The 24,125-nt window shown below is 43.7% G+C and carries 25 protein-coding genes; 6 read left to right on the forward strand and 19 right to left on the reverse strand.

Annotated elements, in window-relative coordinates; genetic code table 11:
- Positions 1-431 precede the first annotated feature (431 nt).
- The 8 genes from hemB to QUA99_RS03720 form a co-directional block, all read right to left on the reverse strand.
- Positions 432-1,466 carry a porphobilinogen synthase gene (hemB, locus tag QUA99_RS03685; RefSeq protein WP_333234797.1) on the reverse strand — a complete coding sequence of 345 codons (1,035 nt, stop codon included), beginning with the start codon at positions 1,464-1,466 and terminating at the stop codon, positions 432-434.
- A 33-nt stretch (positions 1,467-1,499) separates the two neighbouring features.
- Positions 1,500-1,856: a phosphoribosyl-AMP cyclohydrolase gene (hisI, locus tag QUA99_RS03690; protein ID WP_333234798.1), complete on the reverse strand. Its 357-nt coding sequence runs from the start codon at positions 1,854-1,856 to the stop codon at positions 1,500-1,502.
- Between the two features lie 188 nt (positions 1,857-2,044).
- Positions 2,045-2,695, reverse strand: coding sequence for a GTP cyclohydrolase I FolE (folE, locus tag QUA99_RS03695; RefSeq protein WP_333234799.1), 651 nt, complete (start codon positions 2,693-2,695; stop codon positions 2,045-2,047).
- Positions 2,696-2,936: 241 nt separating this feature from the next.
- Complete coding sequence (locus QUA99_RS03700; RefSeq protein ID WP_333234800.1) at positions 2,937-4,013, reverse strand: GTP-binding protein; 1,077 nt, start codon at positions 4,011-4,013, stop codon at positions 2,937-2,939.
- 247 nt (positions 4,014-4,260) lie between these two features.
- Entirely contained in the window at positions 4,261-4,830 is a 570-nt protein-coding gene (locus QUA99_RS03705) for a Crp/Fnr family transcriptional regulator (protein WP_333234801.1), read from the reverse strand.
- Between the two features lie 102 nt (positions 4,831-4,932).
- Complete coding sequence (locus tag QUA99_RS03710; protein ID WP_333234802.1) at positions 4,933-5,661, reverse strand: metallophosphoesterase family protein; 729 nt, start codon at positions 5,659-5,661, stop codon at positions 4,933-4,935.
- A gap of 236 nt (positions 5,662-5,897) precedes the next feature.
- Complete coding sequence (locus QUA99_RS03715) at positions 5,898-6,713, reverse strand: metallophosphoesterase family protein (RefSeq protein ID WP_333234803.1); 816 nt, start codon at positions 6,711-6,713, stop codon at positions 5,898-5,900.
- Between the two features lie 5 nt (positions 6,714-6,718).
- Positions 6,719-7,486: a GTP-binding protein gene (locus QUA99_RS03720; protein WP_333234804.1), complete on the reverse strand. Its 768-nt coding sequence runs from the start codon at positions 7,484-7,486 to the stop codon at positions 6,719-6,721.
- Positions 7,487-7,936: 450 nt separating this feature from the next.
- Here QUA99_RS03720 and QUA99_RS03725 point away from each other — a divergent pair, with 450 nt between their 5' ends.
- Complete coding sequence (locus QUA99_RS03725) at positions 7,937-8,155, forward strand: chlorophyll a/b-binding protein (RefSeq protein ID WP_333234805.1); 219 nt, start codon at positions 7,937-7,939, stop codon at positions 8,153-8,155.
- Positions 8,156-8,391: 236 nt separating this feature from the next.
- Here QUA99_RS03725 and QUA99_RS03730 read toward each other — a convergent pair whose 3' ends face one another.
- Positions 8,392-9,264 carry an alpha/beta hydrolase gene (locus tag QUA99_RS03730; RefSeq protein ID WP_333234806.1) on the reverse strand — a complete coding sequence of 291 codons (873 nt, stop codon included), beginning with the start codon at positions 9,262-9,264 and terminating at the stop codon, positions 8,392-8,394.
- Positions 9,265-9,654: 390 nt separating this feature from the next.
- Between QUA99_RS03730 and QUA99_RS03735 the strand changes: the two genes are divergently transcribed.
- Positions 9,655-10,149, forward strand: a complete 495-nt coding sequence (locus QUA99_RS03735) for a GAF domain-containing protein (protein ID WP_333234807.1) — start codon at positions 9,655-9,657, stop codon at positions 10,147-10,149.
- Between the two features lie 92 nt (positions 10,150-10,241).
- Here QUA99_RS03735 and QUA99_RS03740 read toward each other — a convergent pair whose 3' ends face one another.
- From QUA99_RS03740 to QUA99_RS03755, 4 genes are all read right to left on the reverse strand, one after another.
- A complete protein-coding gene (locus tag QUA99_RS03740; RefSeq protein WP_333234808.1) occupies positions 10,242-10,619 on the reverse strand; it encodes a transcriptional regulator in 378 nt (125 codons plus the stop codon).
- Between the two features lie 14 nt (positions 10,620-10,633).
- On the reverse strand, positions 10,634-10,927 hold the full coding sequence (locus tag QUA99_RS03745; RefSeq protein WP_333234809.1) for a type II toxin-antitoxin system HigB family toxin: 294 nt from the start codon (positions 10,925-10,927) through the stop codon (positions 10,634-10,636).
- A 115-nt stretch (positions 10,928-11,042) separates the two neighbouring features.
- Positions 11,043-11,363 (reverse strand): XisI protein, encoded by a 321-nt coding sequence (locus QUA99_RS03750; protein ID WP_333234810.1) that lies wholly within the window; start codon positions 11,361-11,363, stop codon positions 11,043-11,045.
- A gap of 14 nt (positions 11,364-11,377) precedes the next feature.
- Positions 11,378-12,763 carry an NB-ARC domain-containing protein gene (locus QUA99_RS03755; RefSeq protein ID WP_333234811.1) on the reverse strand — a complete coding sequence of 462 codons (1,386 nt, stop codon included), beginning with the start codon at positions 12,761-12,763 and terminating at the stop codon, positions 11,378-11,380.
- Positions 12,764-12,980: 217 nt separating this feature from the next.
- On the opposite strand from QUA99_RS03755, the gene QUA99_RS03760 reads away from it, so the two are divergent.
- Positions 12,981-13,226, forward strand: coding sequence for a hypothetical protein (locus tag QUA99_RS03760; RefSeq protein ID WP_333234812.1), 246 nt, complete (start codon positions 12,981-12,983; stop codon positions 13,224-13,226).
- Between the two features lie 202 nt (positions 13,227-13,428).
- Positions 13,429-14,400: an MvdC/MvdD family ATP grasp protein gene (locus QUA99_RS03765; protein WP_333234813.1), complete on the forward strand. Its 972-nt coding sequence runs from the start codon at positions 13,429-13,431 to the stop codon at positions 14,398-14,400.
- 135 nt (positions 14,401-14,535) lie between these two features.
- Here the strand turns inward: QUA99_RS03765 and uvrA are convergent, their stop codons facing one another.
- The 4 genes from uvrA to QUA99_RS03785 all read right to left on the reverse strand — a co-directional run bounded on the left by uvrA (position 14,536) and on the right by QUA99_RS03785 (position 19,760).
- On the reverse strand, positions 14,536-17,499 hold the full coding sequence (gene uvrA / locus QUA99_RS03770) for an excinuclease ABC subunit UvrA (RefSeq protein WP_333234814.1): 2,964 nt from the start codon (positions 17,497-17,499) through the stop codon (positions 14,536-14,538).
- 73 nt (positions 17,500-17,572) lie between these two features.
- On the reverse strand, positions 17,573-18,016 hold the full coding sequence (locus QUA99_RS03775) for a retroviral-like aspartic protease family protein (RefSeq protein ID WP_333234889.1): 444 nt from the start codon (positions 18,014-18,016) through the stop codon (positions 17,573-17,575).
- Between the two features lie 122 nt (positions 18,017-18,138).
- A complete protein-coding gene (locus QUA99_RS03780) occupies positions 18,139-18,771 on the reverse strand; it encodes a 7-carboxy-7-deazaguanine synthase QueE (RefSeq protein ID WP_333234815.1) in 633 nt (210 codons plus the stop codon).
- Between the two features lie 290 nt (positions 18,772-19,061).
- Positions 19,062-19,760, reverse strand: coding sequence for a class I SAM-dependent methyltransferase (locus QUA99_RS03785; RefSeq protein ID WP_333234816.1), 699 nt, complete (start codon positions 19,758-19,760; stop codon positions 19,062-19,064).
- Between the two features lie 637 nt (positions 19,761-20,397).
- Here QUA99_RS03785 and QUA99_RS03790 point away from each other — a divergent pair.
- Both QUA99_RS03790 and QUA99_RS03795 read left to right on the forward strand, forming a co-directional pair.
- Positions 20,398-21,168 (forward strand): hypothetical protein, encoded by a 771-nt coding sequence (locus QUA99_RS03790; RefSeq protein WP_333234818.1) that lies wholly within the window; start codon positions 20,398-20,400, stop codon positions 21,166-21,168.
- Positions 21,169-21,518: 350 nt separating this feature from the next.
- Positions 21,519-21,965 carry a hypothetical protein gene (locus tag QUA99_RS03795; RefSeq protein WP_333234819.1) on the forward strand — a complete coding sequence of 149 codons (447 nt, stop codon included), beginning with the start codon at positions 21,519-21,521 and terminating at the stop codon, positions 21,963-21,965.
- 219 nt (positions 21,966-22,184) lie between these two features.
- On the opposite strand, the gene QUA99_RS03800 is transcribed toward QUA99_RS03795, so the two are convergent.
- On the reverse strand, positions 22,185-22,739 hold the full coding sequence (locus QUA99_RS03800; protein WP_333234820.1) for a cyclic nucleotide-binding domain-containing protein: 555 nt from the start codon (positions 22,737-22,739) through the stop codon (positions 22,185-22,187).
- Positions 22,740-23,071: 332 nt separating this feature from the next.
- A complete protein-coding gene (locus QUA99_RS03805; RefSeq protein ID WP_333234821.1) occupies positions 23,072-24,055 on the reverse strand; it encodes a DUF1517 domain-containing protein in 984 nt (327 codons plus the stop codon).
- Positions 24,056-24,125: the final 70 nt, after the last annotated feature.

Genomic DNA, 24,125 nt, shown 5'->3' on the forward strand with positions numbered 1-24,125 from the left:
TTTTTACTGTTCGGGGGCGTCCTTTGTCTGTTCCCGTGGTTTCTTTGATAAAAAAAAAGCAACTTCGGGTCCCACTATCTCTATCCATTGTTTTCTCAAGTGCCCTTCTATTGTTTCCAGGTTATCTAATGCTTCGGGGGGAGTGTTTCTGTATAAAATTTTGGCGATTTCAGCAGTATGAGCTTGTAAGCGTGCTCGGGTAGTCAGGCGTCATGTTTAGTCTCTCCAAATTATTTATTGACTATTGTAACTCTTGAGACACTCTATTCTTCAGTTCCTCTAAAATGGCTGATTGACTCTCAAACATATTTTTGGAGGAAGCTAAGTGTTGGCTTTTCCCAAAAGCAGCGCATTTTATCATACTTTTGTATACTTGCAAAATCGGGATGCTCCCCGTTAATCTGCGTGCATCTGCGGTAAAAAAAACTCCCTTATTTCAACATCAAAGCAACTTCCTTAGCAAAATAAGTCAAAATCAAATCGGCACCAGCCCGTTTGATACTGGTCAAAGTCTCCAAAATTATCCGCTTTTCATCAATCCAACCCAACTGTGCAGCAGCTTTTACCATTGCGTATTCGCCGCTGACATTATAAGCAGCTACGGGCAAATTAGTTGCTTCGCGCACTTGGCAGATAATATCCAGATAAGCCAAAGCAGGTTTTACCATCACAATATCTGCACCTTCTGCTATATCCAAAGCAACTTCTTTCAGTGCTTCTCGTGCATTAGCAGCATCCATTTGATAAGTCTTTTTGTCTCCAAATTTTGGGGCAGAATCGAGGGCATCTCGAAACGGGCCATAATAAGCAGAGGCATATTTTGCTGAATAAGCCAGGATTGCTGTATCGATGTATCCTGCCGCATCTAAAGCTTTGCGAATTGCGCCGATTCTGCCGTCCATCATGTCGGAAGGTGCTACCATATCCGCACCGGCGGCGGCTTGAGAAACTGCCATTTTTACTAAAACTTCAACAGTCGGATCGTTGAGAATTTTACCAGTTTCGTCAACTAAACCGTCGTGTCCGTGTGATGTGAAAGGGTCGAGGGCTACGTCGGTAATTACTACTATTTCTGGAATGTTTTGTTTGATAGCTTTGACTGTTTGCTGGACTAATCCTTCTGGGTTGTAGCTTTCGCTGCCATTGTCATCTTTTTTGCTGTCTGAGATGACTGGGAAAAGGGCGATCGCATTAATTCCTAACTCCCAACATTCAGCTATTTCTTTTAGCAATAAATCCAAGGAATAGCGATAACAACCCGGCATAGAAGCAATCTCAACTTTTTGCCCTTCCCCTTCCATCACAAACATCGGATAGATGAGGTCGTCAACTGTCAGGTGATTTTCCCGTACCATCCGCCGCAAAGCTGGTGTACGGCGGAGGCGGCGGGGACGGATGGTTGTGAGGGAGGGATTTTGATCGCTTGGAGTGGGAACGGCGGACTCGACGTTATTTGCAGATGACATAGGAACTGCGTGCAATAATGATAATCATTATTATTACATTATTGCACGCAGTGGTAGCGCCACGGAATTGAAAAAACAACTCCTCATGCCTGTGTGACAAGCTATTTCAGCAATCTGTTCTATTTTGAGCAGAATAGTATCGGCGTCGCAATCGTAAAATATTTGTTTGACTTTTTGGATGTGCCCGGATGTCGCGCCTTTGTGCCAAAATTCAGAGCGCGATCTGCTCCAATAGTGTGCTTCTCCTGTAGCTAGAGTCTGCTCGATCGACTCTTTGTTCATCCAAGCCATCATTAAAATGGTACCATCTCGATCGTCCTGGGCGATCGCCGGAATCAAACCTCGATCGTTAAATTTTAAAGCTTCAATCCATAAATATTTTTGATCCATATTCAGTTTACAGGAGTTGTATTTTCTCAAGTAAGATTTTTTACCGCAGAGGGCGCAGAGGGCGCAGAGGGAGGAAAGGGAAAGAAAAGAGAGATAACAGGATGGAAATCAAATTCTGACTCTCTTTTCTTTTGTCAGCGCGGGCGGACGAAAGTTTGTATATCAGCGAATTTTATTCGCAGATGATTCTAGTGAAAGCTTGATTTGTGCGCGATTAAACTCATAAATTCTTGACGAGTTCTGGAATCTTCAGCGAACACGCCACGCATTGCTGAAGTCGCAGTCCAAGAACCTGGTTTTTGCACACCGCGCATTACCATACACATATGAGTTGCTTCGATTACAACTGCTACACCTTGAGGTTTTAGCAATCCTTGAAGTGCATCCGCAATTTGTGCAGTTAAGCGTTCTTGTACTTGCAATCTGCGGCCGTACATTTCACAAATTCGAGCAATTTTTGACAGTCCAATTACTTTCCCGTTGGGGATGTAAGCAACGTGGGCGCGACCAATAATTGGCAGGATGTGATGTTCGCAAGAACTGAAAATATCAATGTCCCGCACTAACACCATTTCGTTAGCATTTTCTGTGAATACTGCTCCGTTGAGCAGTTCGTCGAGAGATTGACGATAACCTCCAGTTAAGAACTGCAAGGCTTTCACAACTCGTTTCGGTGTATCTCGTAACCCTTCACGGTCTGGGTCTTCTCCCAATCCTAGCAGCAATGTACGCACTGCTTGTCTCATTTCTTCATCTGAAACAGGGGGTTGAGATTGGGTAGGAATTGATGACACTACACCATTTGGAGAAGTCAGTTCGGGGCGAGTAGATAAAGTCATGCTTGCAGTTTGTGAAATGTTTAACACTGGGTATGGACTTTTATTTGGCATTTGATTATAACAAGATTTACAAAATAAAAAATTAAAATGGTTTAGTTTTTTTTAATGATTTTATAGATGAATATATGAAATTAACCGTTGGTATTTACACGGTTTTTGCTGTCAAAAACTGCAACTACTAACGGCGTAATTAAATCTAAAATCTCTTGGCTATGGACGTGATACTGAGATTGACGAAATCTTAAACTAAACAACTGTTAAGTTGTTCTCGAATTTGAGCGGTATCTAAGTTGCGGCCGATGACTACGAGTTGATTCTTAGGTGGAGTCAACCATTCGTAAGCATTTAGTTCATAGCGCGCGCCGCTAAGTTGAAAAATGTGTCTCATCGGACTTTCTTTAAACCAAAGAATGCCTTTTGCCCGAAATACATCGCAGGGCATTTCTTCGGTGATAAATTCTTGGAATTTGTCGAGATCAAAAGGTCGATCGCTCTGAAATGATAGTGAAACAAATCCGTCATTATCTAAGTGATTCGAGTGATGTCCGTGATGGTGATGTTCATGATGATGCTCGTGTTCGTGATGATGCTCGTGATGGTGATGTTCGTGATGATTTTCGTGTTCGTGATGCTCGTGTTTTTCCTCAGTTTCAAAACTATCGAAAAGATCGGCTTGGGTTAAACCTACACCCAAAATCAAGGGTAAAGGAACTTCACCATATTCAGAGTGTAAAATTCTCGCTCCTTCTTTCACAGTGCGAATGTAAGCTTCTAATTCTTCTACTTTTTCTGAAGGAGCTAAATCGGTTTTGTTCATCAGCACGATATCTGCAAATGCTACTTGTTTTAAAGCTGCTTCGCTGTCAAAATGGTCTGTGGTGAATGTTTCGCTATCGACTACAGTGAGTACAGAATCTAGACTGGTTAAATCCCGCAATTCCGTGCCGAGAAATGTCAATATAATCGGCAGTGGATCGGCAACTCCGGTGGTTTCAATTACCATGCAATCGATACGGTCTTCCCGTTCTAAAACTCGGTATACTGCATCAACTAAGCCTTCATTGATGGTACAACAAATACAGCCGTTGCTCAGCTCTACCATGTCATCTTCGGTAGAAATTAAAAGCTGTGAATCGATGTTAATATCGCCAAATTCGTTCACTAAAACTGCTACTTTTAAATCTTGACGATTTTTGAGTATTTGATTGAGTAAAGTCGTTTTTCCGCTGCCGAGAAAGCCGGTAATTATGGTTACGGGCATTCCTCTTTTGGGAAAATCGGAAACTAAATCTGGGGTTTGTACAGTGAGATTAGTCATTGTCCCTCGTTGATTAATTGTAGAAGCCCTGCTGTCAATTTGGAACGCCGCTAAGCATCCCAAAGCTCTTGTGGATAGCACTTCCTAGCCAAAATTTAGGTACGATCGCCTGTATCGCACTGGATCGACTATGATAATCATTATCATAATTTAGATGTGCTTTAAGCGCAAGCCCTAGAATTATTGCTCAGCTAGCTGATGACTCATAAACACTTCACTGTCATCCCTTTTCCAGATAAATCCCATGTTACAAACGGGAATTTAAAACAATGTATTGAGGGCGAGTGCGATCGATAATTCCCTCCTCCTCCAGCCGACACATCAGGCGCGTCACCGTAATCCGCGTAATTCCCATCGCCTCAGAAATCTCCTGGTGAGTCAATCTCAGATCGATCAAAACTCCTTGTGCTACTTCCCGACCAAATTTTTTTGCCAACCAAGCTAATAGTTGCAACAGTCGATCGCGCAGACATTCGCTGCGAACAATGCAGAAAAATTCTTGAGTTTGCTGAAGATGTCGGAAAACTTCATCTAAGGATTGATAGCACAAATTTTGAGGAATGTAACTAATTTCTACATGAGTTTTGCTCTCAATTTGATAAGGTTGAACGCCTGACAACGAATGACCGAGTACGTCTCCAACTCCCCAATATCCGAGGGTTATTGGTGTTCCCTGTTCGCTCCAAGTCATGGTTCGGACGGTTCCCCGCTCAATTCGCAGCAAGCCGTTAAAGGGCATGGGTATCAACTGACGGCAGGTGAAAGTCTGCTGTCTGAGATTAGGGCACAAGCCAGGAGTGCAGGTTAAAAGAGTCATAGGATTTAGGCCTAGCGTCACCGCTACTTTGGATAGAACGTACAGCTTAAGCTAATTGATAATTTATGTCAACTAACTGGAAGTAATTGCCATGCCCGACTGCTAAGCTTGAAACCCTTTGCGGGTGGTGTAAGAAACGTTTCGGAACTTGACAGTATCCGTGTCTGGGTCGTAGAGAGTATAATTTGCTTGTCCGCTGAGCCGACCCACATTCCCGACTCCGATCGCCCTTCGCGCTGTTGCAGACACGGTTGCAGGCGGCTCTTGAGAGTCCAGAGTCATTACCCAGTTATTGATAATGGTGGGCTGTAGTTGATACTCAAATGCTAAGCCCGATCGCCCGCAAAACAAAGTATTGGCATCAGCGCGGATAACGCGATCGAGCATCACAGGCGGCGGAGTCTCCGGGGTAAGCTCATCAGACGCGCTAACCGTACTCCCGTGAATCAACAAACAATCCAATTCATGAAAACCAAAATTCAAAGAGCGCAACCACTCTACAGTTTTCCGGCTGACAGAATCCCAGAGCAACTTAATCGTATCTGCGCCGTATTTTTGTCGCAATTCTGCCGCATCAGGGCTAGAACCTATTCCGTGTAAGTTGAAACACTGTTCTTCCCACCACCCGATACAAATTTGAGGTTCGATTTCTCCTCGTTTGGGCGATCGGACTCGCTGCACTAATTTTTCGCATTCGGGATTCGGACCGACTAAATCACCCAATATATACAACTCCTCAACACGAATTCTCAGGCGCTTGATGTCAGCTAGTACAGCTTCATAAGCAGCCAGATTTCCTTCGATTCCACTTATTATTGCCCAGTTTTTCATACTTGTTAATTGTTAGTAATGGTCGAGGTTTTTGCCTGGTTAGTTTAGATTTTTTTTTCTGAGCGTGTTTTGAACGGATATCTTACACCAATGTCAAAAACTTGTAGGGGCGGGTTTTACCAACAATAATCGCCAAAAACCAATAATCTTATAAACCCGCCCCCACCCAACGGTAAATCACAATCTACCTCTTTATTGAACAGTCAACAGTTAACTGTCAACTGTCAACTGTTTATCTATCTTTCACAAACATGAGTCGGATCGTCAGCTCTTTCGGCATATTCCAAACCCCTAGCCAAACGCCAAGCAAAAATTGGCGGCAAACCTTTTTCAATAATTGCAGCGCAAGTAGCTTGATAGTCATATTCGACTTCTCGCAATATCACTTGTTGAGCGTCAACATCGTAAATCACGTAGGTAGCATTCGGCCTCCCGTGGCGTGGTTCTCCCACGGAACCAACATTCACAATCCGCTTTAAAGGAGCAGTAAAACTTAAATCTTTTTCTCTATCAATACTCGGCCCGCTTACCCGAACCTGCATTTTTCCAGCATCTAAAGTACGAACGTAGGGAACGTGAGTGTGACCGCAAAACAGCACGTCAGCACTCGCAGAAAATACCCGCTCTAACGCAGAAAAAGCATCCATTGTCGGCAGTAAATATTCATGATTGCTGTGAGGGCTACCGTGGACAAAACACATATTGTCTTCTCGCAAACTGTGCGGCAAAGTGGCTAAATATTCCCGCGTTTCTAAGGGGATTTGTGCGTTTGTCCATTCGTGGGCTAATTTTCCTCTTTTTTCGGCTAAAACAGACGGATAGCTGCATTCGCAGGAGTTCAAACCTTCGACAATATCTTCGTCCCAGCAGCCGGCGCAAGTGGGAATGTCGAGGGAGCGAATCATTTCTACGACGGCGTGGGGATGGGGGCCGTAGCCGACTAAATCTCCGAGACAAAAGATTTTGTCTGCTTGTTGTTCGTCAATGTCTGACAAAACGGCATTTAAGGCTTCGTAGTTGCCGTGAATGCAGGACATAACTGCTATTTTCATGTTATTTATTCTGCTAATAAAAGTGCTTGTTTGACTTGTTGTTGGTAATTCAACAGAATTGTTTCGGACAGACAGCAATCTTCTAGGGTTTGTCCTAATGCTGTTTCATCGAGATTTTCGCCGACTATTTCTATGCCGCTAAATCTTTGGGGGCGGCCTTCGAGCCAGCGGGGAAGTGGCAATTCTTCGTGGGCGGTTTCTTTGAATTCGGCAGAGAAATCGAAGTAAAAAGATCGACCGTCGGCTATGTCAAAAATGCCTTTGGCTCTGTGAACCTTGCCGTAGGCTCCTTGGGTCATTTCTTGGTACCAAAACAGATCGAGGCTGGCTGGATCGAGGACTTGTCCGCTAGCGGGGCTGCGCCAAATTGATAGTTTTTCTGGTTCGCCGCTAACGGCTATTCCCTCGACAATTACATCTGCCCATTGATGCCATTCGGTGTCTTTGATTTCTGGCGGGACTACAGCAAATCGGCGGCTGGGAAAGCTTTGGAGTAGGTTTTCTACTGCTGTCAGTTGCAGGTAAAATCCCAGTTCGATGTAGGCTGAAACGCCGTTTTCTAGGTGTTTCGCGAGCTCGGATTCTTGGCCGTCTGTCAGGGTGGTGATTTGCCCAAATTCGGCGGCGATGCACGTTTGGTCGATCGGCACATTGCCGCTTCCGGGGCAAAAATACAGCAGGGGCGGGGTTTCGGCTGCTAGCTGCTGTCGAATCCAGGTTGTTTTTCCGCTTCCGGGCGGGCCCGCTACGGCGGTGATTGTTGATTGACTCATAAATACAATGATAATCGTTCTCAGCAAGGTTAGCTCTTCTATATTTAGATTTAATTTTGCGATCGGGCGGGATGCCCGCTCCACCAAGGTCAATCGATTTTAGATTTTAGATTTTAGATTTTAGATTTTAGATTTTAGATTTTAGATTTTAGATTTGACCCCACGGATAAATTCGGGGGGCAAGTTTCATCAGATACAGGTTTTTTATTTCTCCAGGGATGAATCCGGGGGCTTGTATCCTGGATGCTTTCGGTCATTGGATTTCAGATTTGAGATTGGTTCTGGGTGCCGGTGCGTCCTGGACTATAGATTTTAGATTTAAAATTCATCTTGATGCGAAGGTAAAAGTATGTGACAAGCATCACATACTTTTATGCGTTATATCACTGTAATTAAAATTAACAATTTGTTACATTTATTTACATAAAGCAACAAAACAAGGAAAAACACATGACTTCACGTAACATGATGGTCGATGACCAAGGTCTGCTCAACAACTTCGCGATCGAGCCCACGATGTATGTAGATGCCAACGTCAGCACCGGATTTACCGAGTATGCAGAGAAAGTTAACGGACGTTTTGCGATGATCGGATTTGTTTCTTTGCTGGCGATCGAAGTTTTGACTAAACAAAGCTTTATCGGCTTCATCAAAGATATTTTAGGATAGGGCGATTTATCAGCTTGAGATTTTATTCAGAAATAGGACAACTTTTTACCTACAGTCTAGCCGCTGTTGCCCTAACAATTGCTTTCTGAGTGTATATTTTAAAACTGTTTTAAATACAACAAATTAGAGAATAAAGTCTCAGCAATTGTTGAGGCTTTATTTGTTACTTTTACATCCATTACATCCGTTACATCTTGTACACTGCTCGTTGCGGAACTTCCTTGTGCTATTTTAATTCAAACAGCTTTGCTTGCCAAAAAAACTCTCATGTACCGATTCACTAACTGCGGCTGTTCCTGCTGCACCCAGTGGCTGCAATTAGGAATGTAATGAATCTGAAAATCTCGCACGTAATCTGCTGTCCCGTAGGTTAACTCTTTACCGAGGGCGACATCATTTTCTCCCCAAATCATCAGCGTCGGAACTTGCAGCACGCTCCAATTCTGGCGATCGAGAAATCCCCGAGCCATATTGCGGTAATAATTGATAGTAGCAGTCAGAGCGCCCCGTTTGGCTGCCGCATCTTTGTAAGCTTCGATATCTGAGGGGCTAAAGGTGCTTTTGTCCACTGCCATACCTTCCAAAGCAGCCGAAATTGCCTGATAGTCGCCCAACTGAATTAACAACTCCGGCAAAACTGGCAACTGAAACAAAAAGATGTACCAACTTTTCAGCAATTGTTGGGGAGTGCGTAGCCCTTCAGCAAACTTGGCCGGATGTGGTAGATTCATCACAATTAATTTATCCACCATTTGGGGATAAGCATAAGCAAAACTCCAGGCGATCGCACCTCCCCAGTCGTGACCAACTAAGACGCAACTTTCGTATCCCAAACCCTGAATAATTCCCTTGACATCTTGCACAAACTCTGACATCACGTAAGCAGATTTATTATTAGGTTTGTCGCTGTCGTTGTAACCCCTGAGATCCACAGCGACAACTTTATAGTCTGATGCAAATTCTGGGATTTGATGCCGCCAAGAATACCAAAATTCAGGAAATCCGTGCAGCATCAGCATCAGCGGCCCAGAACCTTGAGTGACATAGTGCAGTTTAATGCCGTTCGCAGCGATAAATTCGTGTTTCCAAGCAGCTTCTAGCACAGACATATTTGATCCTTTCTCTAGGTATCGAGAAATCGTAACAGTTCCTCTCTTTAAGAGGAACCAACTTTAGGCATATCTAGCAATTCTCCCAGCACTTGTAAACTCTTCCTTTTCGATTCATTTGTGGAACAGGCGTCCCGGCGGTGGTTCTTCGCGCAAAAAAAGCCGTAGCACGGGCGAGGGCCCGACGCCATCGCCCATTTCCCGAAAAGATTGCTGTATCGGTTAAAATATTAGTATAATGTTGCTGCCATCCCGACAAGTGTCAAGCCAAAAATAACTCATTTTCGAGCGGCTAAGAATCCCGAGACGCAAAAATTTGAGGATTTGTGAGAGTGCAAGGTAAATAATTAAGATCGGGCGAGTATACTAGGAATTGAAGGAGTTAATACCATGTCTGGCGATCGCCTGCAAAACATTGTTAACCGCTTGACAGATCGTCTCAAGCGCGACGTATTAATTGAACAATCCCTCTATGACATTCGAGAAATTTTGCAGAGCGATCGCGCGGTGCTTTATCATTTTTACAAGCAGTGGCAAGGTCGAGTGACTTACGAGATGTTGAGTGCGATGGAACTCTCAATCTTGGGTTTAACCGGGCCTGATGATTGTTTTAACGGCCACTACGCTGCTTTGTACGAAGCCGGCAGAGTTAGAGCAATTGCAGATATTGAAGTAGAACCAATTAACCCATGCCACCGAGATTTTCTGCTTAGCCTGAAAGTTCGCGCCAATTTAGCCGTGCCAATTTTAACAGCAAAAGGGCTGTGGGGGCTGTTAATTGCTCATCAGTGCAGCGGGCCCCGCACTTGGTCGCGATCGGACATTGAATTTATGCAAAAACAAGCGCAAAATATAGCAATGTCTCCCACAATTCAAGATAGTTAATCTTTCATCCAAAATCCTGCTTTGTGACTGTTCGGGTGCATTGTCTGTGCAATGGAAAATTACCAACTGTCCCAAAATATGGTGTTCTATTGTTAGGCAGAGGTTTGTAGCGACTCATAGGGCTGGATGAGAATCTCAGCGGGAATTCCTAACTCTTGATTCAGCTTCCGAATCATTTCCAGAGTCAAGGATCGTTTGCGAGATAATATCTCAGAAACTTTAACTCGACTGCCAATACATTGTTCCAAATCGCTACCAGACCATCCGCGAGCCTCCATGTAGTATTGAATGGCTGCAATTGGATCGGGTATTGCGATCGGAAAGTGTGCCTTCTCGTAAGCTTCTACTAGGGTACTGAGCACATCTAGGCGATCGGACTCAGGTGTATTAGGATCTGCATTAAACAGCAACTCAACCTCTCGAAGGGCTTCCTGATAGTCAGTTTGCGTTCTAATTGGGCGTATTTCCATATATCAATTTGTGTTTAGATTGTTTCTGCATCTATCTTGTCATACTCGGCATGAGTGCCAATAAAGCGGATAAAAATAATGCCGATGTCATAACGAATGGCAACAATCAGCCGATAGGAATTGCCTTTGATGTTAAACACAACACGATTGTTCGCAATGATGCTGGCATTACCATGAGCGGACTTAACATCGACTGGACTCTGCCAATCGGCGTGAGACGCTTCGTAGTACCAAGTTTTTAGTGCTTCTGAGGCATCTGGATGAGTTTCCCAGAAGTTTCGCAAGGTGCTGCGGGACAACATACGCATAGAACTTTGTGACTGGAACTCCCGAAACACGAGACAATTGAAATATCGGTTCTGCCATTGTCAGAGGGCAAAGAATAACGTGCTATCTCATCATTTTATCACAGCATCTTTGTCTCTAGGAATAGTTGGTGGCAAGGAGTTTTCGGATGCTGGGGGAGCGAAACCCAAGAATGATATCTTGAGGAGACACGCCACGTTTAATCAGTTCTCGATCGATATAGATTTCGGTACTGTTGTGTTGAATCCAGATTTGATTTTCGATGATATCAAGCTGCATGGCACAGCCATAGATGCGATATTCGTCGCGCCATTCGTTGTGCATCACGAGGTATCGATCGCGGGCGTAATCGAATATTAACTGAGCATTTGCATCATTTTTAGAAAAGTCTTCGAGAAAGTCACAAACAATTTTGCGGTATTCGTTTAGTCTATCCATTTTAATATCAGTTATCAACTTATTTTCCTAAAAATACTGTTAATATGTGCTTTAAAAATAGAATTTAGCTGAAATTTTGCTAGCTCTTTTCTGGGAATTTTTTCTACTAAACCGCGTCTGACTAAAGATTGTAGAATGTGCATAAATTTAGCTTGAGATACTTCCATATTAGCAGGTTTTTGGGAAATCTCTATCGGTTCATCTTGATGAGCCAACCAGTGTATCACATTTTTTTCTAAGTCTGATAACCGCTCTAAATGCGATTCTAAATTGGTTTCTATGTCACCCAAAAACAACTCATTTTTATCTGCCAGAAAAAGGGAAACCATCCCGTTCAAAAACTCTATAATAGTTGAAGAAATAATATTTAGCCAAGCTGGATGACTTTGATATAGTGTTATTAATTCATCCCATTTTCCCTCATCTTGTAAATCTTTTTGTCTCAAGATTTCTTTGGCTTCTTCTCCTAATCCTTGAAGTTGTAATACTCTTGTGTATTTGTTTTCTTTTTCTAAAGTCTCTATTTCTCCAGATTTTTCCCAACTAATTAAAATTAAACAACTCTCATGAGATAAGGTAGCAATTTGCTGAAAAAATTTACGATAATCTTTATATTCTGTTAAATACTGACCCGCGAAGTTACCAGTTTTAAAAATATTCTGCACGTCATCAAGGATTACTAAACAACGAGATGAGCGAAAATAATCTATTATTTCTGGGAATGGATTTGCGTGGGATTGAGAAAAAAACTGTTTAAGTTCATCTTTAAGGTTAATCAGTTTAGGCAAATGCTCAAGACTGCGATAAATAATATAATCGAATTGTGTGTTAATTTCTGAGATTAATTTCAGGGTTAAAGCCGTTTTTCCGATACCACTCAATCCATAAATTGTAATTAATCTAGTCTTATCTTCTAAAATCCATTCTTTAAGAGTATGAATTTCTGAATTACGCCCGTAATTATAGTTTAATTCTGGTGCTGTTGTTAGATCAATGATTGGGAGTTGATTTTGGACTTGGGAAGAGGGCGATCGCTTTTCTATATCCTCTAAAGATTGAGGATTTTCTCTGCAAATATTAACGTGACTATTAATATAATTACTAATAGTGTGTGAAGCATTACCGAAATTATTGATAGTAGAACCAGCTTTATTTTCCAAAATAGAACCAAGATTCTTTTGTTCAATCTCTTCTGAAAAAACATCGGAGAGAAGTTTCCATAATTTTGCTCCCTCTTTTTTAACATGATCGTAACTATACCCATTAGTTACCGCAATTTTCTGAAAATTTTGACGTTGTAAAACACTTTCTAATATAAATTTTTGTAAAGAATCAAGATGTTGTCCTTTTTTAGCGAATACCTGTTCATCAGTCCATTTTGACAATTCTTGAACGTCCATATATTTTTAACCTCACTCAATCTTTTTAGTTTAGCCACCCAAACCCACTTTTTGCCACTAAAAGTTAAGTTTTGTAACTATAGAACTAAACAGCACCACGCAATCCCACTATATCACACCAAATCCCACTATATCAATTTTCCTACTAAATGCCACTCTAATCTAAATCCTATCAATTACAATCTGAAATATTGCCCAATTTTTCAGAATCAATCCCATGAAAACACAAACTTTGGAGAGACCTGCAAGTTCAGTGCCTTTCACTCTAAATTTTGTCGAGAAACTAGACCCAGCATTGTACGATCGAGCTATTCAGGATTCAGATATCCTAAAACAATCCTACGATCCGGAAACTCAAACATCGAATATTCCTGTTTCTGCTGCTGGTACTTCGTTGAGCTATCGTGATACTACCACCGGTATTCTTGGGGCTAGAGATGATTCAAAGGAGGTTGATAGTTAAAGCTGACAGTGGCATTAGTTGAAAACCACGGTCTTTCTGCATCAAACAACATTGATTATACGGTACGGTGGAGTGCGGGGCATTCTATCGTACCCCTTTAAAGTGTTAGGGATTGTCAGTAGAGAAAGCCTGATGTAAACCATCAATATCAATTGACCACCAAACCTGATTTATTTCCCAAAAACGATGTGAGAAATTAAATATGCTCTTAATTTTTACGAATAAGCAGGATGTCCACAGTGATGAAGTTATTAGAAACCTATATAAAAAAGGGATTGAAGTTTTTAGGTTGAACTCAGAAGATTTACTGACAAAATATAAGATAAATCTTCATATTGATAAAAATGGGTTATGGACGGGACAGATTACTGACGAACTCGGGAGAATCTTAAACTTAGATCAACTAAAAGTAGCCTGGTTGAGAAAACCTGACTTTGATTTTTTTGGAAAAATTGATCGATCTACAGAGGAACAGTTTATCGCTTCAGAAACAAAAGCTTTTATCAATATACTATATTCTATACCCAGCATAAGATGGATAAACGATCCATTTATCGCCAATAAAGCGAAAGTAAAATTTCAACAACTTTTACTGGCTAATAAATACGGGATTAAAATCCCCAAAACACTGATAACCACCCAACCAGAAACAGCGAAAGAGTTTTTTATAGAGTGCGGAGAAGAGATTTTAGTTAAAACCATTTATACTGGAAATGTTACCATCGATGGGCTCGATCAAGGAATCCCCTCAAGAAAGATTGGCAAAGATGATTTTTATAAGTTCTATCAAAACATTTCTTTGTCACCGACTCAATTGCAAGAATATATCGAAAAAGCTTTTGAATTAAGGATTACAACTATTGGCAAAAAGGTATTTGCCGTTAAAATTGATTCACAAGCCCATGAAGAGACCAAAATTGATTGGCGGCTCCATACTCAAATTAATCCACATTCTATCTTTGAACTACCGGCAAAAATAGAAAAATTCTGCATCAAATTTTTGGAGGAGCAAAAACTATTATATGGGGCGATGGATTTTATTGTGACTCCCAACAATGAATATGTATTTTTAGAAAACAATCCTTTTGGTCAATACCTTTGGCTAGAAATAGAAACAAAAATACCATTAACGGAAGAGATTTGTAATTTATTAATAAGCTATCTTGATGCTTGATTACTTTTTTTGGGGCTTCACCCTTCGAGTATTTTAATTGTAGGGTGCGTCAGGTGAGTTTCTTAAACGATTATTGAAGGTTTAAATATCTGACGCACCTGACTAATTGTGATAATTGCGTAACCGTTGTTACTATTAACTAACAGCTACAGCCTCCCCTAAAGGATGCTGCTGCAAAACAGCTTGCAAATACTTCCCAGTATAAGACCTCGGATTTTCCGCCACATCCTCCGGCGTTCCCGCCACAATAATCTCGCCGCCCTTATCTCCCCCTTCCGGCCCCAAATCGATCGCCCAATCGCTGCACCGAATCACATCTAAATTGTGTTCGATTACCAAAATTGAATTACCCTTATCCACCAATCTTTGCAGCACATTTAACAAATGGTGAACGTCGTAAAACGACAAACCAGTCGTCGGTTCATCGATCAAATAAAGCGTCTTCCCAGTAGCGCGGCGCGACAGTTCCGTTGCCAATTTTACCCGCTGCGCTTCCCCCCCAGAAAGCGTCGGCGCCGGCTGTCCCAACTGAATGTAACCCAAACCAACATCAACCAAAGTTTGCAGTCTGGCGCCCGCCCTGGGAATATTTTTAAACATCTCCAAAGATTCCTCGACAGTCATGTTCAAAACATCAGAAATCGACTTGCCTTTGTACTTCACTTGCAGCGTTTCCCGGTTGTACCGTGCACCTTTGCAAACCTCACACTGCACGTAAACATCCGGCAGAAAATTCATCGAAATCACGTTCACGCCTTGGCCGCCGCAAGCTTCGCACCTTCCCCCTTTCACGTTAAAAGAAAACTGCCCCGCTTTGTAACCTCTTGCCTTCGCTTCAATGCTTTCGGCAAACAAATCGCGAATCACATCAAAGACTCCCGTGTAAGTAGCGGGATTAGAGCGCGGGGTACGACCGATGGGAGATTGGTCGATGACAATTACCTTATCAACCACATCCTCTAGAGAGCGTTCCCCTTTAGTTTTGAGGGCGTCCATGTCGGGCGGTAAAGGCACTTTTTTGGTGATATAGTGTTGCAGCGACGGGTACAGCAATTCATTGATTAAAGTTGATTTTCCCGAACCGGAAACCCCCGTCACGCAGACGAGTTTTCCCAGCGGAATTTCCACATCAATATTTTTTAAATTGTTGCGCCTCGCATTTGTGATTGAAAGAGCTTTGCCGTTGCCTTTTCTCCTTTCATTAGGGGTTTCAATTACTCGCTTTCCCGACAAATAAGCACCAGTCAAAGATTCCTCTGCCGTTAGCAAATTTTCTAAACTTCCTTGCGATATAATTTTGCCACCGTGAACGCCGGCACCGGGCCCGATATCGACAATATGGTCGGCCGCTCGCATGGTTTCTTCATCGTGTTCTACGACAATCAAAGTATTGCCTAAATCGCGCAATTTTGTTAAGGTTTGCAGCAGGCGAAAATTGTCTCTTTGGTGCAAACCGATGCTGGGTTCGTCCAAAACGTAGAGCACGCCCGTCAAACCAGAACCGATTTGAGTTGCCAGCCGAATTCGCTGGGCTTCTCCGCCAGAAAGTGTCATTGCTGCGCGGTCTAAAGTCAGGTAATCTAACCCGACATCGAGTAAAAATTGCAGCCTTGCTTTGATTTCTCTCAGGGCTAAATCGGATATTTGGAATTGCCGATCGCTCAATCCCAAATTATTTACTCGTTCGCGACATTCGCGAATCGAAATACTCGTTAAATCCACAATTCCGTACTGTCCCAACCGCACCGAAAGCGCCTCGGGTTTCAAGCGTTTGCCGTGACAAACCTCGCAAGAGCGATCGACCCGATACTGTTCCAACTTCTGCTTGATCAGATCGGAACCAGTATCGTCGTACTGGCGCTGCAACATGGAAATTACGCCCTTAAAATCTCTTCTCAAATCGGCGGTGTTGCCGTCTCGCTTCTTACTTTCGGAAGTACCCTTGGACTCATTGCCGTACAAAATCACCCGCTGGTGTTCGGGCTTTAATCGATACCAAGGAGTGTCGATATCAAACCCGCAAGTATCAGCAATACTGCAAAGCAAAGAAAGATAATAAGAATTGTCTTTGTCCGACCAAGGCGCGATCGCACAATAAAGAGGCGCTTTCTCGTCGGGAATTACCAACTCCGGCGCAAAAGTCCGCAAACTCCCCAAACCGTGGCAGTTTTGGCACGCGCCGTAAGGCGAGTTAAACGAAAATAACCTGGGTGAAAGTTCCTCCATTACTGCGCCGTGTTCGGGACAAGCAAAGTTTTCGGAAAATACGATCGGCCCCTGTGGTTGGGAATTTTCATCAGTCGGTAACTCTTCAATTATCGCAATTCCCTCAGAATGGCGCAAACAAGTTGCCAGAGAATCAACTAAACGTTCTTCTAAACCGGGTTTTTTAATTAACCGATCGACAACTATCTCGATATTGTGCGTATGATTTTTATCTAATTCGATATTTTCCGACAGTTCTAAAATTTCTCCGTTAACTTTGACGCGAATAAATCCTTCCGCAGCTATACTCGACAATAATTTGCGGTGAGTGCCTTTTTTTCCGCGCACAACTGGTGCCAGAAGGTGAAAGCGAGTGCCGTCGGGAAGTGCCATAACTCGATCGCACATTTCATCAATTGTCTGCGGCGCAATGCAGCGATCGCAAATCGGACAGTGCGGTTCGCCGGCCCTGCCGTACAGCAATCTGAGATAATCGTAAATTTCTGTAACAGTGCCGACAGTCGATCGCGGGTTATGAGAAGTTGACTTTTGGTCGATCGAAATAGCCGGACTCAACCCCTCGATCGCGTCCACATCTGGTTTGTCCAACTGTCCCAAAAACTGGCGCGCGTAGGCGCTGAGAGACTCGACGTAGCGGCGCTGTCCCTCGGCAAAAATTGTATCGAAAGCGAGGGAAGACTTGCCAGAACCGGAGACACCAGTAAAAACGATCAGTCGATCGCGCGGCAGTTCCAGATCGATATTTTTCAGGTTGTGCTGTCTCGCACCGCGAACCCGAATCGTATTTTGGTTGTTAGAGTGAGAATTCGTCACATTATGCCCGTTGCGGGATGCACTTGGCTGGCTGTTTGAGGTTTCGGCGCGTTGGGACATGAGAGTAGTGCAAAACAGTGCTTAACCATCTTAGCGCTGCCTTTGGAATAGCTGGCATCCAAACTCAAGAATATCAAAGAATTGTCCAATAGGTTTCCGTCGGCCCGTCGGGCAAAACCTTCAATTTTTGATTTTTCAAATCAATTTCAATTCCCAAGGCTTCCATCGGAATCACGCCTAAAAGTGGCGTTTTCCCCTCTGGCAATTCCAAACACTCAAAAGTCCCTTCGCGTCCGCACAGAGAAATCTTGGCATCTTGAAAAATCCTCGCCTCACTAATACCCGTGGCTGTTTCCACAACCACTTGCTTGAGAATTTTCAAACCCAGTCTGGCGAGGACATCTTTAGGCAAACACAAAGTAGTCGCGCCCGTATCCACCAAAACATTTTCTAGAGTAACAGACCTGACTTGCTCCATTGGTAGCAGACCATCTTCTGCTTTAGCTTCATCGATTCGATTCGTAATTACTAGGGTTGTGATAACTTTTCCCATTTGATTTTCAGTAGCTGCTTGCATAACTTTCATAATACAATAAATTACTTCTTTAATTTTAGCACATACTTATACGAATAGTAAGGTGATGTAATTTCTTTGCTTCGCTCCACCCATCGGCTGCTATCTGTGTCAAAATTATCAAATTATTGCACACCAATAAACTTGTGAGTTTGCAAAGATAACTTGTAACTAGGCTTTTGTTTGAGCAATTCCAATATAATGGGAATTGCTGATTTTTGTGAGTTCCATTCAGGTTGCAAAAAAACCGGAATATTCACATTACTTGCCAAATGCTTGTGATAAAATTTAACTTCTTCGCCAGTGCTAACCACGAGCTTAATCTCATTAGCTCTAGTCCAAAAAATCTCTTGCACCGGATATTTAGGATTGACGTGTTCCTTAGGAGAAAGAGTAATCCAAGCCTGCGGGGAAACATCCAGCCAGCAAGCGCCGGAAGTTTCAATACTCACCTGCTTGTCAGCTTCTAACAAAGCTTCAACTAACTCAGGCAAATTCTGGTGAATGAAAGGTTCGCCGCCAGTAATTACCACTCTCGGAGACTGCAATTGAGCGAGCAATTGTGCGATCGACTGCGGTACAGACGGCAAACCTTTGCCGCCATTGGCATAACCGGTGTCGCACCAAGGACACCGCACAGGGCAACCGGCCAATCTGATAAAATCAACTAAAGTCCCCGTCCAGTAACCTTCGCCTTGAACAGTACACTGAAAAGTTTCGTGAATCGGTATTTTAACCTGTAAATTTGAACCCAGCATTTGCGCCTCTGATTAACTAAAAAATACATTATTCTGTAGGGTGCGCAATGCGCACCTTACTCTATAGTTTTGAGTTGCAAGGGTGCGCAATCCGCACCTTACTCTATATACAGCAGATTCCACATTTATCAAGTACACCCGCCTATAGTTAGCTGCCCGTAGGGACACGGCACTGCCGTGTCCCTACACTTCACAAACCTGGAATACGCTGTATAAAACTGACTGGTATCTTCTTGAATAATTAGCAGTTTGTGGCAATTTAAAATGAACCGCAAACCGCAAACAACTCTTTAATTATCCTGTTCCGGTTCCATCATAGTAGCCCAGCGGCGTTTCAATGCCAAAGTCAGCCCGTCAGCAATGGGGACAACACTGAGAGTAACTCTGGGATCGTTGCGCAATTTGTCGTTAAAAGTACGAATGGCGAGGGTGCTTTCGTCTTGTACTTGAGGGTCAGCAACTCGTCCAGACCACAGAACGTTGTCAATTACAATTAAACCGCCATTGCGTACAAGTTGCAGCGATCGCTCAAAATAAGCCTCATAATTTTCTTTATCAGCGTCGATGAAGGCAAAATCAAAGGTTCCAGCTTGTCCCTCGGCTATTAGTTTGTCGAGAGTATTTATTGCGGGACCCAACTGCAAAGAAATCTTATTGGCGACACCCGCAGCTTCCCAATACCGTCGTGCGATCGCAGTATATTCCTCGCTGACATCGCAAGCAATAATCTGACCGTTTGAAGGCAGCGCCAAAGCTACGCACAGCGAGCTATAACCAGTAAAAACCCCAATTTCTAAGGTTTTGGTCGCTCCCATAAGCTGCACCAGCATCTCCATAAACTGACCTTGTTCGGGAGCTATTTGCATCATACCCATAGGGTGTTTAGCGGTTTCTTCTCGCAGTTTCTGGAGAAGATCTGGCTCCCGCAGAGAAATAGATAACAGATAATCGTAAAGTTGATTTTCTAAGCCAAGAGTTGAGTTTGCCATTGGTTTGTCCTTGCTGCTGACTGTTGATTTTAGATTGTAGACGCGCAGTTAATGAATATCGGACAGGCTACGCTTAAATTGGATGTATTTTGCTCTAGCTGTTGACAGGTTGCAGTAGTGGCTTCAAGGTTGCATGGAACTCACATCTTGCACCATTCTCGCTTAAAAAGCCCGACGGCCCGTGAAGCGAAGACTGAATTTTCTTGTGGGCCGTTGCTTTGACGCCGCCCGTAAAAAGCTTATTGAGAATGGTGCAACATCTCAAATGGAAGCAACTGACAGCACGCGCGCTCAACCTCCCAATCAGTTTATCTCAGCCGCAGGTGTTTCTGCTGCTGTGCAAAGCCATTAGCGCACCTAAATTTCAAATTCACCTACTCACTATTTCTCAAGTTGAACCCCTGACAACTCTATTTTTACCCTTTTTGGGATGTGCAGAAGTTAGAATTTAACAGGCGAGTCATCTTAGTTGAATATGAAACTTTTTCAACTGTCACATTATTTTTACATACCAACAGGGCGATCGCAGCGGCTGCAAATCCAGTTTAATATGAAGCTTTCGTAACTGTCACATCCTTTTCACCTAACCCTGGGAACGCACACACAATCAAAACAACATTTCGCAAGGGCGATCGCCATGTATTACACTTTCGCAGGTTTTGGTGCCGTCACAGCTATATTTTTGCTGCTAGTTTTTGCCATTCTGCAATGGCTGCACATTCCCGCCGGCAGCTTTATCGATTGGGTAATTGCCATTGCTAGTTTTGAATGGCTGTTGTTGATAGTTACAGTTCCCTGGAATATCCATTTTGAAGCTAAAGAAGTTTTAGCGCAAGCCGCCGAATCAACAGCAAAAGGGATTGCAGTAGACGAGAAACAAGTCAAATATGTTAATTTATTAGCTAGCCGTTCCTTGTGGGTTGCTCTCGGACTTCACCTCTTGAGCGCGATCGCACTTTACGCCCTAGCAGCCGCCGGAATTAGCGCTGTTGGCTATCTGAGTTCCGGTGCAGCGCTGCTGTTAACTATACTGCGCCCCGCGATTAGAGGTTATCAGTATTTAGCGGCGCGGCTGACAATGATTCGCAGTCAATTTTTGCATCCCCGCGAAGATATTCTCGAACTCCGCACCCGTTTCGCCAACTTAGAATCTACCCTTAAAAATTTGGAAGCTAGATTCAATTCTAACGATCCGAATTCTTGGGTAGCTGTACAAGAGCGGCAGCAGGAAGCGACTAGAAGAGAATTAACTCGACTAGCAGCATCTCTGGAAAATTTCCGATCGACAAATCAGGCCGAACACACTGCACTGGCAAGAAATGCAGAAAGTGCGATCGCTCAACTCACCGATGACGGACAATTTCTCAACCACGTTCGCGAAATCATCCGCTTCTTTAAAGAATCCTGAAGTCCTGTTATCTCCGGTCAAATAACCGCAGTAAAATTGGTTCGTAGTGAGGACTTTAGTCCTGATAAAAATCTGAAGACCAAAGTCCTCACTGCAAACCCCTTGATTAGAGATAATTGACCTGAAAGGATATTATCTCTCTTTAGATAGATGTCCGCAAGTCGCAAAATGTGAAAGTTTCAATAAAAAGAGAAATTTATCTGTCTTGAGGAAGACTCACTAAATGTATTGGAGATCGCAGCAATTTCTCGCAAACTATAACCAAAGATAGTTTGTTAATGAGTTAGCTTACACTTAATATTTAAACATCAGCCAAAGACCTTTTTGAAAAGATAACCCAGGAATAAATCATGACTAATCGCCAACCAATACCCCCCAAAGAAGAAGTTAGCAAATCAACACCGACCGACGAACAAATCGAAGCAAATATGGAAGCCCCCCACTACGACAGGGGCATTACTCCTGCGGAGACAGCAGCGCGGCAAGAGCGGGAAGGCGCTAACTTCATGCACGCAACCACCGAAGGGAAGCAGAAAAGTGCAAAAACTGATGACCAAACCGATGACCAAAGCATTCACACCACAGATGGTTATACAGTAGACAAGGAAGGTCTAGTTAACAATTACGCGATCGAACCGGAAATGTACGTCAACGAACCGGGCGATTTGAGAGCAAAAGAGGAAGCCGAAGCCCAAGAACGCGCTCGAATTCTCGCAGAAATCAAAGATAAAAAAGGCGAAGAAGGAAAACTAACAAATGAAGAAGACACCCGCACTAAAGGGCCGGGAATTATCTAGGCTATCTGGTTGCTAGTTGCGTTTCAGCGAGCGAGACTGCAACTGCAAAGCGAAGGGGGCGGTTTTATATCCGGCAGTTCTCGATCGAGATTTCCGGTAAAACCAGCCCCTATTTTGCTTTCGACTTCTGTTTTTAGACTTAAGATTTTACATAGATAAATTACCGTATCCATGGGCCAGTTTTCACTCCCCACTCAAAAACGATCGCCTTAAAATTAATCAAGCCCTAACATTTTCCCTCAGCCAATTAAACTTAGCCTCAGCTAGAGCCAAATTTTCCATGATGTTCGGATTAATATCCTCCCGATCTAACTCCGGTTGAGCCAATTCAATATTGCGACCGTATTCTATATGTCTGATCGTACCGCGCATCCGGTCTGCCAGACAGAGTGAAATTCCATAATAAAACCGGGAAGCAAAGCCCATATCGTGTTGAAGTTTGGTTACTAACTGCCGCCTAGGAATTGCCAGCAAGTGAGTTTCTGCGATCGCCTTCACCGTTGCCAAAGGAGGACGAGTATCAATGAAAGAAACTTCTCCAACCAGTTCTCCGCTGGCTATTTTAGCAAGTTCTTTAGTCTGCTCAGCTTCGATCAAAACGGTCAAACTTCCCTTCAAAACAATGTATAGCGCATCTATCTGTCTCCCTTCGTGGATCAAAATCGCGCCCGGATCTAGAACTTCCTTTTTGCCTTTTTGGACGATCCAGTCGATATCGTCATTATTTAACTGGCTCAAAATGAAAAGTGCTTTTTTTCTGCTGCTGTCGGCCATAAGTTTAGCTCCCGATCGCTTCTTTTTTATATAAAATTTAGAGGGGGCGCGGTCGCAACTTCTTCCGCAGCAGTTACTCCTCGCTCAATACAGTTTTTTTATCCTGCCTAACTTCTTGGCAAAACGCTTCTAGGGCCGGTCTTGCCAATAGCAAATGAATCACGCTGAATAATAATCTCTCAATACTAGCATTTGTTGAACAATCTTTTTTTAGTCGATCGGCCTCTAAAAAATCCTGCGAAATGCCCGTCTCAAAAGCAATCGGGTTCGTCCGCACAGCTTTGGTACGGGATCGGGCGCGGGAAACCTTGTTCCGCGCCCAGTCTTGCTCGCTAAATCGATCGCAAATCAGGATAGCCCGCCAACATATCGTCAGCAGTCAGAGTGTCCCCGTTGGCTTGAGGAGTCCACAGCACCTCAACCGCCAGCAACTGCTCGCTCGATACTCCCCCAATCTGGCGCAAAGCTTGGCGCAAATCTTCAGAGTTTTTCACTGCTGGCAATTGCAGTTTACCTTGAGTACCGACAATCACCGTCACCACAATAAATTCCCCGGGATCTGAATTCAAATCAGAGGCAACCAGCGCCCCATTTTCCTGCAAACCTGGCAGGATATTGCTGCTCCCTGCTTGCCGAAGCTGGTTGTTATAATTCGAGAGCGTCTCTTCAGTAAATTTACTGCGTTCTGCCAAAGAAAATTGATTAAACTTAGCTTCGGCTGCTTCCAAGCGAGTTTGCACAGATTCAGCGCCCGCGTAAACCCAGTATTCAGGATGCCGCAGCAGCGCCAGAGTAGATTCTTGCACCACTTGAGCGCGACCGGCCGCTGTGTCGGTATCCGCTTTTCGCGCTAGGGAGTCGAGTTCGGCTTGCAAACCGCGGGCCTCTGCTAGCAAACCAACTTGCAAGCGGGCGACAGATACGGTGGTAGTGGGGGCGCTGTTGCCGAGTTCGTCAGTTCCTCCCCCGGCGCGGCGGAAGCTTTGGACGAGAAAATTAGCGATCGAAATAAAAATCAAAATCGAGAACAGGCCGCCAAACCCGCCCCCAAAGCCAAAAAACGGCAGCAAGAACGGGAAGCCGAAGCCGCCCCCAAAGCCGCCACCCGGGTAGTAACCCCCTCCCGACGGCGCGTAAGTGCGACTGGGAGGCGAGTAACTGCGCGCCGGAGCTCTAAAAGATCCGCCCCCGATGCGTCCTCCGCTGCGGGCCGCCAGAGCTCCGTCAGCGTTACCGAGGGCTAGCGTCAGTACCAGACCGATCGCAAATAGTGGTTTCAAAAGGGGTTTCATCTTTGAAATTAGTTGCTTGTACATAAGACCGTTACTATTCGATACATTTATAATTTACAGTCTATCCTCGCTTCTGGGCAGCCTGGTTGCAGGT

Origin of the sequence: Microcoleus sp. F10-B2, assembly GCF_036704965.1 — a bacterium.
GTDB lineage: Bacteria > Cyanobacteriota > Cyanobacteriia > Cyanobacteriales > Microcoleaceae > Microcoleus.